The organism is Micromonospora sp. NPDC007271 (assembly GCF_040634005.1).
Taxonomy (GTDB): domain Bacteria; phylum Actinomycetota; class Actinomycetes; order Mycobacteriales; family Micromonosporaceae; genus Micromonospora.
The window spans coordinates 33,782-46,489 of the sequence record NZ_JBEYER010000059.1 but is presented as its reverse complement, the minus strand read 5'-3'; the positions used below and the strand labels follow the sequence as shown (position 1 = coordinate 46,489).

10 protein-coding genes are annotated in these 12,708 nt (G+C 72.7%); 4 read left to right on the top strand and 6 right to left on the bottom strand.

Annotation, left to right across the window (positions count from 1 at the left end):
* The first annotated feature begins 77 nt into the window (after positions 1-77).
* From ABZ570_RS21290 to mug, 3 genes are all read left to right on the top strand, one after another.
* Complete coding sequence (locus ABZ570_RS21290; RefSeq protein WP_358066150.1) at positions 78-572, top strand: hypothetical protein; 495 nt, start codon at positions 78-80, stop codon at positions 570-572.
* A gap of 43 nt (positions 573-615) precedes the next feature.
* A complete protein-coding gene (locus ABZ570_RS21285; protein ID WP_358066142.1) occupies positions 616-1,377 on the top strand; it encodes an SDR family oxidoreductase in 762 nt (253 codons plus the stop codon).
* 166 nt (positions 1,378-1,543) lie between these two features.
* A complete protein-coding gene (gene mug, locus ABZ570_RS21280; protein WP_358066147.1) occupies positions 1,544-2,044 on the top strand; it encodes a G/U mismatch-specific DNA glycosylase in 501 nt (166 codons plus the stop codon).
* On the opposite strand, the gene ABZ570_RS21275 is transcribed toward mug, so the two are convergent.
* From ABZ570_RS21275 to ABZ570_RS21260, 4 genes are all read right to left on the bottom strand, one after another.
* The gene (locus ABZ570_RS21275) at positions 2,041-4,026 is read right to left on the bottom strand and encodes an ABC transporter ATP-binding protein (RefSeq protein WP_358066144.1); all 1,986 of its coding nucleotides are present in this window, start codon (positions 4,024-4,026) and stop codon (positions 2,041-2,043) included. The two genes, mug and ABZ570_RS21275, sit on opposite strands and share 4 nt — an antisense overlap.
* 114 nt (positions 4,027-4,140) lie before the next feature.
* Positions 4,141-4,908, bottom strand: a complete 768-nt coding sequence (locus tag ABZ570_RS21270) for an enoyl-CoA hydratase/isomerase family protein (RefSeq protein WP_358066139.1) — start codon at positions 4,906-4,908, stop codon at positions 4,141-4,143.
* 46 nt (positions 4,909-4,954) lie between these two features.
* The gene (locus ABZ570_RS21265) at positions 4,955-5,182 is read right to left on the bottom strand and encodes a helix-turn-helix domain-containing protein (protein ID WP_007462679.1); all 228 of its coding nucleotides are present in this window, start codon (positions 5,180-5,182) and stop codon (positions 4,955-4,957) included.
* Positions 5,183-5,405: 223 nt separating this feature from the next.
* Complete coding sequence (locus ABZ570_RS21260; protein ID WP_358066136.1) at positions 5,406-7,013, bottom strand: ABC-F family ATP-binding cassette domain-containing protein; 1,608 nt, start codon at positions 7,011-7,013, stop codon at positions 5,406-5,408.
* Between the two features lie 248 nt (positions 7,014-7,261).
* On the opposite strand from ABZ570_RS21260, the gene ABZ570_RS21255 reads away from it, so the two are divergent.
* Positions 7,262-8,173, top strand: a complete 912-nt coding sequence (locus ABZ570_RS21255; protein ID WP_358066133.1) for a neutral zinc metallopeptidase — start codon at positions 7,262-7,264, stop codon at positions 8,171-8,173.
* On the opposite strand, the gene ABZ570_RS21250 is transcribed toward ABZ570_RS21255, so the two are convergent.
* Both ABZ570_RS21250 and ABZ570_RS21245 read right to left on the bottom strand, forming a co-directional pair.
* Entirely contained in the window at positions 8,170-8,832 is a 663-nt protein-coding gene (locus ABZ570_RS21250; RefSeq protein ID WP_358066130.1) for an acVLRF1 family peptidyl-tRNA hydrolase, read from the bottom strand. The genes ABZ570_RS21255 and ABZ570_RS21250 overlap by 4 nt on opposite strands.
* A gap of 77 nt (positions 8,833-8,909) precedes the next feature.
* Positions 8,910-12,602: a M12 family metallo-peptidase gene (locus ABZ570_RS21245; RefSeq protein ID WP_358066127.1), complete on the bottom strand. Its 3,693-nt coding sequence runs from the start codon at positions 12,600-12,602 to the stop codon at positions 8,910-8,912.
* Between the last annotated feature and the right edge of the window lie 106 nt (positions 12,603-12,708).

Genomic DNA, 12,708 nt, shown 5'->3' with positions numbered 1-12,708 from the left:
GCGGGCCAAGAACCACCTGCTGGAGGCGAACCTGCGGCTGGTCGTCTCGCTGGCCCGGCCGGGGCGCCGCCGGGCACGTGACCGGCCGGGGCGCCGCCGGCGAGATTCCGCCCGGTGCCGTCGCGACGGCGGGCGGCCTGGCGGCCCGCCAGGCAGCGCTGGTCGCGGCGCTGGTCGCCGGTGCGCCGCTGCCACCCCGGTTCGCGCCGGCCCCGGTGAAGGCGGCCCGCCGGGCGCTGCTGCGCAAGCGCGCGGGCGAGGTGGCCCGGCACTGGCCGCTGCTCGCCGCCGGTCTCGGCGCGGCCTGGCCGGCGACCTTCGCCGAGTGGGCGGCCGGCCGCCCCGGCAACGGGTCGCTGCGCGACGGCTGGGACCTGGCCCGGGAGCTGCGCGACCGCGGCACGCTGCCGCCGCTGGGCGCGGAGGAGCTGGCCACCCGCGAGGCCGCCGCCCGCTACGACGGCCGCAACCCGCCCCGGCCCCGCCGGCTGCCGGCCGTCGCCCGGGCCGGCGGCGCCGTCGCGCTGCAGCTCGCCGGCCGGGTACGCCTGCTCCGCCCGGCCGGTCGATGAGCCGGGTGGCCGGCCGATCCCGGGGTACGGCAGGATCGGCCTCATGGATCTCGGACTCGCCGACCGGGTGTACGTGCTGACCGGCGCCTCCCGCGGCCTCGGCTTCGCCACCGCCCAACACCTCGTCGCCGACGGCGCCCGGGTGGTGATCTCGGCCCGCGTACCCGAACAGGTGGCCGCGGCCGTCGAGGCGCTCGGCGGGCCGGAGCGGGCGATCGGGCTGACCGCCGACCTGACCGACCCCGGCACCCCGCAGCGGCTGGTCGCCGCCGCCCGCGAGCAGTTCGGCCGGCTCGACGGGGCGCTGATCTCGGTCGGCGGGCCGCCTCGGGGCACCGCCGCCCAGATCACCGACGAGCAGTGGCGGGCGTCCTTCGAGACGGTCTTCCTGGGCAGCGTCCGCGCCACCCGTACGGTGGCCGCCGCGCTCACCGGCGGCGGCGCGATCGGCCTGGTCCTCTCCACCTCGGCGCGCGGGCCGGTGCCCGGGCTCGGCATCTCCAACGGTTTGCGTCCCGGCCTCGCCGGGGTCGCCAAGGACATCGCCGACGAGTACGGCCCGCGTGGCGTACGGGTGTTCGGCCTGCTGCCCGGCCGGATCATGACCGACCGGAACCGGGAACTCCTCGCCGCCAGTGGCGATCCGGAGCGGGCCCGCGCGGAGGCGGAGGCCGGCATCCCGCTGGGTCGGTTCGGCGAGCCGGGCGAGTTCGGCCGGGTGGCCGCCTTCCTGCTCTCCCCCGCCGCCGGTTACGTCACCGGGGTCACCGTGCCGGTTGACGGCGGCGCGTTGCGCGGCCTGTGACGGCGGGCCGGTGAGCGGGCATCGCCGATCCCGGGACGCCTGGCCCGGAGGCGCCACCGGCGCGACGGGGCCCGGCGCGGCCGAGCCGGGGCCGGCGGACCGCACGTCGGCCACCCGGCGGCATCCCCGGCCCACGAAGGAAGAGCTCGCGGCGGCGGCCGACAAGCTGCTGCCGGACGTGATCGGCCCCGGGCTGGACGTGCTCTTCGTCGGGATCAACCCGGGGCTGTGGTCGGCGGCGACCGGCTGGCACTTCGCCCGGCCGGGCAACCGGTTCTGGCCGGCCCTGCACCGGGGCGGTTTCACCCCGCGCCAGCTGCACCCCAGTGAGCAGGACGAACTGCTCACCCTCGGCCTGGGCATCAGCAACCTGGTGGCCCGGGCGACCGCCCGGGCCGACGAGCTGACCGCCGGGGAACTGGTGGCCGGCGCGGCGGAGCTGACCGGCAAGGTCGAGCGGTACGGGCCGCGCTGGGTGGCGGTGGTCGGGGTGACCGCGTACCGGATCGGCTTCGCCCGGCCGAAGGCCGGCTTCGGCCCACAGCCGGAGCCGCTCGGCGGCGCCCGACTGTGGGTGCTGCCCAACCCGAGCGGGTTGAACGCACACTTCACCCCGGAAACGCTCGGCGCCGCCTTCGCGGAGCTGCGGGCGGCGGTGGGCGCCTAGTTGGCTGCGGCGGGCGGCACCGGCTCCTGCGCCACGTAGGTGCCGAGCGGCACCGTGCTGACCACCGGCTGCGGCTGCTCCGGCTCGGCGTAGGGGGCCGGGGAGTCGGTCACCGCGAACTGGGTGCGGTACAGCTCGGCGTAGAGGCCGCCGACGGCGACCAGTTCCTCGTGCCGGCCGCGCTCGACGATCCGCCCTTCGTCGAGGACGAGGATCTGGTCGGCGTCGCGGACGGTGGAGAGCCGGTGTGCGATCACCAGCGCGGTACGCCCGGTCAGCGCCACGGACAGCGCCCGCTGCACCGCCGCCTCGCTCTCCGAATCCAGGTGGGCGGTGGCCTCGTCGAGGATCACGATCGACGGTGCCTTGAGCAGCAGCCGGGCGATCGCGATGCGCTGCTTCTCGCCGCCGGAGAAGCGGTAGCCCCGCTCGCCGACCATGGTGTCGAGCCCGTCGGGCAGGGCACGGACCAGGTCGGCCACCTGGGCGCCGGCCAGGGCGGCCCAGATCTCGTCGTCGGTGGCGTCCGGCTTGGCGTAGCGCAGGTTCTCCCGGATGGTCTCGTGGAACAGGTGGGAATCCTGGGTGACCACGCCGATCTCGTCGCGCAGCGAGGCGAGGGTGGCGTCCCGCACGTCGACGCCGCCGACCAGCACCTGGCCGTCGGTGACGTCGTAGATCCGGGAGATCAGCATGGACAGCGTCGACTTGCCGGCGCCGGAGGGGCCGACCAGGGCCACCATCTGCCCGGGCTCGACGGTGAACGAGACGCCCTTGAGCACCGGCTCGTTGACCGTACGGTCCAGCGCGGCGACCTCCTCGAGCGACGCGAGGGACACCTCGGCGGCGCTCGGGTAGCGGAACCGCACGTCGCGGAACTCGACCCGGCCGCTGCCGCGAGGCACCGGCACCGCGTCGGGCTTCTCCTCGATCCCGGGGTGCAGGTCGAGCACCTCGAAGACCCGGTCGAAGGAGACCAGCGCGCTCATCACGTCGACCCGGACGTTGGAGAGCGCGGTGAGCGGCCCGTAGAGCCGGGTGAGCAGCAGCGCGAGCTTGACCACGGTGCCGGCGCTGACCGCGCCGGCGACGGCGAGCCACCCGCCCAGACCGTACGTCAGGGCCTGGGCGAGGGAGGCGACCAGCAGCATGGCCACGAAGAAGGTCCGCGAGTACATGGCGGACTGGATGCCGATGTCCCGGACCCGCTCCGCGCGGCCGGCGAACCGGGCCGCCTCCACGTCGGGCGAGCCGAAGAGCTTGACCAGCAGCGCCCCGGCGACACCGAACCGCTCGGTCATCGTGGCGTTCATCTTCGCGTCGAGGTTGTACGACTCGCGGGTGATCTCGGCGAGCCGCCGGCCGACCCGGCGGGCCGGGATGATGAAGATCGGCAGCAGCACCAACGCCAGCAGGGTGATCTGCCAGGAGAGGATGAGCATCGCGCCGGCGGTGAGCACCAGCTGGATGACGTTGCTCACCACCCCGGACAGGGTGGAGGTGAACGCCCGCTGGGCGCCGAGCACGTCGTTGTTGAGCCGGCTGACCAGCGCGCCGGTCTGGGTGCGGGTGAAGAACTGCAGCGGCATCCGCTGGACGTGGTCGTAGACCCGGGTCCGCAGGTCGAGGATGATGCCCTCGCCGATCCGGGCCGAATACCACCGCTGGGCCAGGGAGAAGAGCGCATCGGCGACGGCCAGCGCGGCGATGATCAGGGCGAGCCGGACCACCGTCGAGCCCGCGTCGGGGCGGCGGGGGGGCGAGATCGCGTCGATGATGTCACCGGCGAGCAGCGGGGTGGCCACCCCGATCACCGCGGCGATCACCACGGTGAGCAGGAAGATGACGATGTCGCGCCGGTAGGGCCGGGCGAACGCGACGATGCGTCTGGCGGTGCCGCGCTTGAGCTGATGGGTTGCGACCTCGTCCTGGTTGCGCATCGACCGGAGCATGCTCCAGCCAGCCATGCCGCCACCGGCCATGTGGTTGGACACTCGTCACCTCCGGGTCGTCGGGCAGCCCTGGGCCGTCGGGTCAATTCTCCCGACCACTACGACAACCTCGCGAGTAACCCGGATCTTCCCGAACGGTCCTTACTATTCTCCGCGCCCGGTTAGCTCGCGCAGCCGCCGGGTCTGCGCCTCGCGCTCGGCTCGCTGCTGATCCGCGTGCGTACGCCCGGCCGCGCCAGCGAGCAGCGCCTTGATCTCCACGATCGCGTCGCGGCTGTTGGCCAGCAGGCCCGCGGTCAGGTCCCGCACCGCGGCGTCCAGCTCCGCGTGCGGCACCACCAGGGTGGCCAGGCCGACCCGGTCCGCCTCGGCGGCGTCCATCCGCCGGCCGGTGGCGCAGATCTCCAGCGCGCGGGAATAGCCGACCAGCTCGACGAGACGCTTGGTGCCGGCCAGGTCGGGGACCAGACCGAGGGTCACCTCGGCCATGGAGAGCTTGGCGTCCTCGGCGAGCACCCGCAGGTCGCAGGCGAGGGCGAGCTGGAACCCGGCACCGATCGCATGCCCCTGCACGGCGGCGACGGAGATCACGTCGGGGCGGTGCAGCCAGGTGAAGCCGGCCTGGTACTCGGCGATCCGGTCGGCGCACTCCTGCTCGGGCAGGGTGGCGAGTTCGGCGAACGAGCCCGGGCCGGCGGCGCCGGCCACGGACAGGTCGAGGCCGGCGGAGAAGGCCCGCCCCTCGCCACGCACCACGATCACCCGGACGTCGCCGGGCAGCTCGCGGGAAAACTCGCTCATCGCGCGCCACATCGTCGGGGTCTGCGCGTTGAGCACGTCGGGCCGGCACAACGTGACCGTCGCTACCGGCCCGTCGCAGTCGAGTCGTACTCCGGTCGTTGCGGAGGTCACCGGACCATCCGGAGCGCGACGCTGATGGACGACGCTGGTGAGCGGGTCACGCCTTCTTGCGGCGCCGGGCACCGCCACGCTGCCGCAGCTGCACCCCGGACTCGGTGAGCACCCGGTGAATGAACCCGTAGGATCGGCCGGTCGAGGCCGCGAGCGCACGGATGCTCTCACCCGAGGTGTACCGCTTTACCAGGTCCTTGGCGAGCGTCTGGCGCTCGGCTCCGACGATCCGGCGACCCTTCTCAGTGCTGGTGGCTGTGCCGGTGGCTGCCATGCTGATTCCTCACGTCCCAGACTGTGCGGTTCGGATACGGTCCCACCTATTAGACCGCCTCGAACGATCATGCGCCAGATATCAACTCTTCGCCAACCGACACGCTATGCAATGTCAGCTTCCCGATAGCGTGATTCTTCTGACCGGTCAGCCCGATCCGACCAGGTGGATCATGGCGGGCCGACCGGCCGGTGGACCCGTACCCCGCGGTGCCGGGTGCGGGTCAGGCGAGTTCGACGAGTTCGAGCAGGTCGTCGCTCCAGGCGTCCTCGTCGCCGTCGGGCAGCAGGATGGCCCGGTCGGGCTTGAGTGCCGTCACCGCGCCCGGGTCGTGGGTGACCAGCACGATCGCCCCCGGGTAGCGGGCGATGGCGTCGAGCACCTGCTCCCGGCTGACCGGGTCGAGGTTGTTCGTCGGCTCGTCGAGCAGCAGCACGTTGGCGCCGGAGCAGACCAGGGTGGCCAGGGCCAGGCGGGTCTTCTCGCCGCCGGAGAGCACCCCGGCCGGCTTGTCGACGTCCTCCCCGGAGAAGAGGAACGCGCCGAGGATCTTGCGCAGGTCGGTGTCGGTCTGCTCCGACGCGGCGCTGCGCATGTGCTCCAGGATGGTCCGGTCCACGTCCAGGGTCTCGTGCTCCTGGGCGTAGTAGCCGAGCCGCAGGCCGTGCCCGGGGCGTACCTCGCCGGTGTCCGGTTCGAGCAGGCCGCCGAGGATCCGCAGCAGGGTGGTCTTGCCGGCGCCGTTGAGGCCGAGGATGGCCACCCGGGAGCCGCGGTCCACCGCCACGTTGACGTCGGTGAAGATCTCCAGCGACCCGTACGACTTGGACAGGCCGGCGGCGGTGAGCGGGGTCTTGCCGCACGGCGCCGGGGTGGGGAAGCGCACCTTCGCCACCTTGTCCGCGACGCGTACCTCTTCCAGGCCGCTCAGCAGCTTCTCGGCCCGCCGCGCCATGTTCTGCGCGGCGACCGTCTTGGTGGCCTTGGCCCGCATCTTGTCGGCCTGGGCCATCAGCGCGCCGGCCTTCTTCTCGGCGTTGGCCCGTTCCCGGCGACGGCGCCGCTCGTCGGTCTCCCGCGCCTCCAGGTACGCCTTCCAGCCCAGGTTGTAGACGTCGACCACCGAGCGGGTGGCGTCGAGGAACCAGACCTTGTTGACCACCGCCTCCAGCAGCGACGCGTCGTGGGAGATCACGATCAGGCCGCCCTTGTGGTTGCCGAGGAAGCCGCGCAGCCAGGTGATCGAGTCGGCGTCCAGGTGGTTGGTCGGCTCGTCGAGCAGCAGGATGCCGCCGCCGTTCTCACCGGCGTCGCGGAACAGGATCCGGGCCAGCTCGACACGCCGGCGCTGACCGCCGGAGAGGGTGCCGATGGTCTGGGCCAGGGCCCGGTCGGGCAGGCCGAGGTTGGCGCAGATCCGGGCCGCCTCGGCCTCGGCCGCGTATCCGCCGAGCGAGGCGAACTGGTCCTCCAGCGCGCCGTAGCGGCGGACCAGGCGCTCGTCCTCGGCCCCCTCGGCGAGCCTGGCCTCCAACTCCTTCATCTGCGCCATGAGCACGTCCAGGCCACGCGCGGAGAGCACCCGGTCCCGCCCCGTGACGTCCAGATCGCCGGTACGCGGGTCCTGTGGCAGGTAGCCGATCGCGCTGCGCCGGTCGACCTGCCCGGCGTACGGCTGGCCCTCCCCCGCCAGCACCTTCAGCGTGGTGGTCTTGCCGGCGCCGTTGCGGCCCACCAGGCCGATGCGGTCGCCCGGCTGCACGCGCAGCGTGGTGTCGGACAGCAGGATCCGGGAACCGGCGCGCAACTCCAGGCCGGTGGCAGTGATCATGTCGGGGTACTCGCTCTCGGGGTTCCGGAAGGGCTGATTCAGGGCACGCGAAAGCGCCGGCGGGTCATCATTTCCCGTCGGCGCGGGGCCGTTCAGCCTTCGCAGCGCAGCACGGGGCAAGTGTAGCGGGCGCCCCCTACCCTTTCCCCCGGATTACCGGGCAAGATCATCGGGTATCGGAAACGCCGCCCGGACCCGGTCCGGTGCCACAACCACCACAGACGGACAAATCGGCGATCGGGGTCAACATGGAGCTGAACGAGAAGGCGGAGATCGACACCAGCCAGGTGGACGATCGGCGAGGGTCCGGCGGCGGCGGTGGCATGGGCATCCCGATCCCGATCGGCGGCGGGCGGGGCGGGATCGTGGGCATCATCATCGCCGTGCTCGTCGCCCTGGTGGGTGGCGGCTTCGGCCTCAACGCGCTCGGCGATGGCGGCTCCGACCAGGGCGACAACACCTCGCTGGAGCAGAAGTGCTCCGCCCAGGACGCGCTCGAGCAGCTCGACTGCCGCAACACCCTCTACGTCAACTCGATCCAGGCGTACTGGCGGACCGCCATGCCGGAGGTCTTCGGCCAGCAGTACCAGCCCGCCAAGACCGTCTTCTTCAGTCAGGCGGTGCGTACCGGCTGCGGCGCGGCCGACTCCGGCGTCGGGCCGTTCTACTGCCCGGCCGACCACCTGGTCTACATCGACCTCACCTTCTACCGGCTCCTCGCCGACCAGCTCGGCGCCAAGGGCGAGTTCGCCCAGCCGTACGTGCTGGCCCACGAGTACGGCCACCACGTGCAGAGCCTGCTCGGCACCGAGGCGCAGATGCGCCGCCAGCAGCAGCGTGACCCGGCCAACGCCAACGCGCTCTCGGTGCGGCTGGAGCTGCAGGCCGACTGCTACGCGGGCGTCTGGGCGAAGGGCGCCACCGGCACCGGGGACGCGAAGGGCCAGAAGATCTTCAAGAGCATCACCGAGCAGGACATCCAGCAGGCGATCGACGCCGCCGAGAAGATCGGCGACGACGCGATCTCCAAGCGCGCCGGCCGGCCGGTGAACCCGAACGAGTTCACCCACGGCACCTCCCAGCAGCGCACGCAGTCGTTCACCAGGGGCTGGTCCACCGGCGACCCGAAGTCCTGCAACACCTTCGGCACCGGCAGCTAGCCCGCCGCTCCCGGGGCGGGGTCGCGGACCAGGATCCGTACCGCGCGGGCGGCGGCCACCGCACCGACCAGCACCGCGTGCCGGGGCTCGGGCACATCGAGCAGCCGGTCGGCGCGCAGCGCGGCGAGCGGGGCCAGCCGTCGGTCGGCCAGCACGCCCTCCACGGCCCGCCGGTCACCGCCGCAGACCAGCGCGGCCAGCGTCGGCGCCTCCGGCAGCAGCAGCCGTACGGCCAGCTCCGCCGCGTCGCCCAGCGCCGCCTTCGCCTGGTTGTCCCGCCGTCGGGCGAAACGCTGCTGCGACCAGCCACCCGCGGCGGTGCGCCCCTGCACGTAGCGGGTGTCCACCTTGGAGACGGTCAGCTCGGTCCCGTCGGCCACGCCGACCGCCACCGCGCCCTTGCGCGCCAGCAGCAGGCCGAGCCGCCGCGGCGCGCCGGCGGCGGCCACGAACCCGGGTACGTCGGCGCTCCCGGGAGTGCCGGGCGGGGTGTGCAACTCGGCGGTCGCCCCGTCCGGGGCGGCGAGCAGCAGGCCGTACCCCTCGACGGTGGTGGTGGGCGGGCCGTGCCGGTCGGCGAAGCCCTCGACCCAGCGAGCGACGCGGGCCGGGTCGACCTCGACCCACCGGCCGCCCCCGGCTGCGGGTCGGCTGGTCACCACTCGACCGTACGGCACGGCGGAAAATGGAACGCGGGAGGACACCGCGACCGGCGTCCTCCCGCGCTACCTGTCGGTCAGTGGACGGTGAGGTTGCCCGCCGTCAGGTTGACCTCGTCGGTCCCGCTCCCCGTCCAGTCGGACGAGAAGACCAGGGCACCGCCGTTCCACAGGGTGATGCCGACGGTGTCGTTCTTCCCGGGGGCGCCCCGGTCGGTCACCGTCACTGCCAGCATGAGGCCGCTGGCCACCACCTTGCCCCTGCTGTCGTACAGGCTGGCCCGGTAGCGCACCTGGCCGACCTTGCCCGCCGAGGTGATGCCGAGCCCGTCGACGGTGTTGGCCTTGATCGTGTAGGACTGGCCGCCGGAACGGAACGCGATCTCGGCCTCGCCCGACGCGGCCTTCTTGCCCGGGCCGGGCATCGCGGTCAGGTCCACCGCGACCTTCGACTTCGCGTCGGCCGGGTACGCCCCCGCCGAGCGGGCGACGGTGATCTCGCCGTCACCGGTGAGGAAGCCGCCGTCGGAGACCGCGACCGTCACCTGCGTGGTGGTGCTGCCCGTGTAGTACCCACCGACCGTCGCGGTGACGGTGTGCGTACCCTCCGGCAGGGTGGCCTCGCACGCCGCGGAGGCGCTCGTGGTCTCCGTGCCGAGCAGTTCCAGCGCGCCGGTGCAGAGCGTCACGCCACCCTCGGTGAAGGTGACCGTGGCGTTGCGGATGTCACCGGCGGTGGTGTCCGTCGCCGAGGACAGCACCGAACTGTCCCGGACGACGGACCGCAGCAGCGCCTTGCCGGAGGCACCGCTGGTCGCGGTGCTCACCAGCGTGTCACCGGCCCAGGTCGCCGCCGCGTCCTCGGCGGTGACCGTGATGGTGAACGAGGTGCTGCCGGCCAGGCCGGTGCCGTCGGAGACGGTCACGGTGACCGGGTAGTCGCCCGGTGCCGCCGCGGCGGTACCGGCAACGGTCCAGCTGCGCGTACCGGGCAGGGTGTCGGTGCCGGAGGTCGCCGAGACGGCCAGCGACAGGCCCGCGGGCAGGCCGGACGCGGACGCGGCCAGCCCGGCGCCGGCGGTGTCGCCGTCGGTCGCCGTGACGGTGACGGTCGGCGCGAGCGCGTCACTGTACTGGACGCGGGCCCCGCCGGCCGGGGCGTCGTTGGTGACGACCGGGACGGACCGGATGGTGAAGTCGGCGTCGTTGACGTCGAAGAAGACGTTTCCGACTGCCTCGATCTTGATCCGGGCCTGCTTGGTCGCCACGTTGGGCAGGGTCACCGTCGCGCTGCCGTTGTTCGGGGTGCTCTCGGCCAGCACGTACGGGAAGGTGAGCCCGCCGTCGGCGGACAGCGAGATCTTCACCTGGCTGGCGTTCACCGGCGCCGCGTCGGTGCCGGCCACGTCCCAGGTGACGGTCTGGGTCGAGCCACCGTCGAGGACAGCGGCGGAGTCCTGCGAGATGACCAGGAACGGCCCGGCGTTCGGGGCCAGCACCAGCGCGACGTCGGCGCTGCCGATGCCGCCGCCACCCAGCCGCCCGTCCCGGGCGGTGAGCTTGAAGTGCAGGGTCCGGTCGTTGCTGAAGCCGACCCAGTCCCGGGTGGGCAGGAACTCCGAGTAGCAGTCGACGATCGCCGCCGGCACGTTCGAGGCACCACCGGTGGGCGGCGGGGCCGGCGCGGCCGGGCAGGCGCCCGTCCTGGCGTTCGTGTTGCCCGCCAGGATCTGCTTCATGTCCGGGAAGACCCGGGTCGAGTTGGTCGTGACGTGGTTCTGACCCGGCGAGTGGTACTTCAGGGTGTCTTCCGGCGTCACGTTCGCCGCCTCACCGAACACCCGGAACAGCGGACCGTTGATCTTGGTGTTGTTCATCAGCGCGGTGCCGGCGGTGGCGCCCCGGTCGTTCTGCTCCCACATGTACGTCACCGCGTCGCCGTCGGCGTCGGTGGCGCTGCCGGTCAGCGCGAACGGGGTACGCACCGGGATGGTGACGCTGCCCGGCACGGTGACCACCGGCGCGTGGTTGGCGGTCTCCTCGACCAGGTAACCACCGTTGTCGATGGCGCCGCCCTTGGCCGTCTCACCGACGAAACCGGAGGCACCCTCGAAGTTGGTGAGTTCGAGCGAGGCGACGTTGGTGTTGGCCAGCGTGCCGCCGAAGGTCACCTGGAAGCCCGTGTCGTCCAGCGTGCCGCTGCCGCCGAAGGCGGCCACGGTGACGGTCGCACCGGCCGGCCAGCCGGCGGTCCCCTCGATGGCGGCCTTGATGCCGGCGGTGGTGTAGTTGGCACCCCGCACGATCGGCGCCGAGTCGTTGCCGTTGTAGCGGACCCGGAACGAGGCACCGTTGGTGTTGAAGCCGTACAGCGAGACGGTCTGCACCTCGCTGATCGCCGGACGGTTCGCCGTGACGTACGTGGTGATCTCGGTGTAGCTGCGGTGCGACCAGTACGGGTCGGTGTGCGGCTGGAGGTTGTCCTGCTGGCAGATGCCGGCGTACGCCATGATGGACGAGCCGCTGCCCGGCTCGTACGAGTTGGCCGCGCTCCGGTTGCCGCCCGAGCAGTTGTACTGGGTGCCGTTGAAGGTGTGGTTGCCGGCGAACTGGTGGCCCATCTCGTGTGCCACGTAGTCCACGGCGTAGTAGTCACCGATCGGCTGCGGCAGACCGGTGCAGCCGCGCGCCTTGCCGTCGCCGCCGATCACGCCGAGGCCGGCCACGCCGCCGCCGTTCACGCCGAGCCCGATGTGGCCCACTTCGTAGTTGCTGGCGCCGACGAGCTGACCGAGCACGATCCGGTTGCGGTTCAGCGTGCCGCTGCCGCAGGAGCTGATCTGCGCCGGGGTGAAGCACGCGGCCGCGCCGCACGGGCCGTTCGGCTCGGTGGCCAGCGCCGGGGTGTTCAGGTTGGTCTTGTCGGTGTCGTTGATCAGCACGAGCCGGATCGCGGTCTCGTCCTCGTAGATCTGGGTGACCCGGTTCATCAGCGTGACCTTGGCGGCCGTGACGTTCTCCGCGCCGAAGAAGTTGGCGTAGGACGGGTCGGTCACCAGCGCCACCCGGTAGGTGCGCAGCTTCACCAGCGGCCCGGCCGGCGCCTCGGCAGCGGCCGCCGCGATCTCGTCCGCCAGGGCGTGCGCCTCGTGCGCCACGTCCTCGCGCTCGACGAACTCGCCGTGCGGGTTCTCCAGGTCGCGGGCGAAGTAGCTCGCGTACAGGCTCTGGTCGAGGTGGTAGTACGGGTCGACGTACCAGTTCCCGGCCCCCGAGCGGACCGAGGCGTGGAAGCCGAGCGGAGTGAGATCCGCCCGGATGGTCGCGCTCGGGTCGTCCACGCCCTTGCCGGCGTACGTGGTGATCTCGGGGTGCTTCGCCGCCAGCCCGGCTTCCATCACGGGTGAGTTCACCAGCTCGAAGCGCTGGAACGTCCCGTCCGGCGCGGGCAGCGACACGATCTGCCGCTGCTCGCGCAGCGCCTTGCCGCGCTCCCGCGGAGCCTTGTCGAGGGTGCTCTTCAGGCTGCCGCGGTCCAGGGTGAACGCGGCGAGCCGCTCGGCCTTGACGGTGGCCTTCTTACCGGCCCTGGTCGGTGCCGGCTTGCCGTCCACCTTGTGCCACGGGCCGTTGGAGGACGGGGCCGGGCTGGCCGCCGCAGGGGCCGTCAGCGCCGGCAGCGCCGCCGCTACCAGCGCGGCGGCGAGTAGTGTTGCGATCCGCCCACGCCGCGGCCGACCGTCTCGTGCACGGCGCTGCGGCAGACGCATCAGGGTGATCCTCAAGACATCTCCCTGCTCGGTGAGGAATGGTGGCGCCGTCGCGCCGCCCGGGGTCGGCGGCGCGCGCACGGCTGATCCACAAGTTGGTCAGAGA

Coding starts and splice junctions, on each gene's coding strand:
- ABZ570_RS21265 (WP_007462679.1), bottom strand. CDS start 5,182: ATGGCAGCCACCGGCACAGCCACCAGCACTGAGAAGGGTCGCCGGATC.
- ABZ570_RS21255 (WP_358066133.1), top strand. CDS start 7,262: ATGGAGCTGAACGAGAAGGCGGAGATCGACACCAGCCAGGTGGACGAT.
- ABZ570_RS21275 (WP_358066144.1), bottom strand. CDS start 4,026: ATGGCCGGTGGCGGCATGGCTGGCTGGAGCATGCTCCGGTCGATGCGC.
- ABZ570_RS21245 (WP_358066127.1), bottom strand. CDS start 12,602: ATGCGTCTGCCGCAGCGCCGTGCACGAGACGGTCGGCCGCGGCGTGGG.
- ABZ570_RS21260 (WP_358066136.1), bottom strand. CDS start 7,013: ATGATCACTGCCACCGGCCTGGAGTTGCGCGCCGGTTCCCGGATCCTG.
- ABZ570_RS21285 (WP_358066142.1), top strand. CDS start 616: ATGGATCTCGGACTCGCCGACCGGGTGTACGTGCTGACCGGCGCCTCC.